This window comes from Oleiphilus sp. HI0086 (assembly GCF_001635225.1).
Map to the genome: position 1 here is coordinate 1 of NZ_LWFZ01000488.1, position 301 is coordinate 301.

General features: G+C 37.2%; 1 pseudogene. It reads left to right on the forward strand.

The annotated features are described in order from the left end of the window. Positions 1 to 10: 10 nt before the first annotated feature. A pseudogene (gyrB, locus tag A3756_RS06000) lies at positions 11 to 301 on the forward strand (DNA gyrase subunit B); the annotation flags it as partial.

The following is a 301-nucleotide window of genomic DNA, read 5'->3' on the forward strand; positions in this document are numbered from 1 at the left end:
CAAGACAGGTATGAACTATGTATTTGGTATTTCTCACGACGAAGAAAAAGACCTGTACTTACCAAAAGTTGATGTATTTGTGCACGGTATATCAACTGAGTATATCTTCAGTGAAGAGTTCATTGAGTCAGCTGGTTATGAAAAAATTGTCACGATGGCGAAGTCTCTTGAAGGTATTTTCAGTGAGAATAGCTTTATTAAGCGTGGTGAAAAACAGTTTGCGATCACTGATTTTAAGCAAGGTTTAGAGGTTCTAATGAAGGAAGCTCAGCGTGGTCTTTATATTCAGCGATATAAAGGT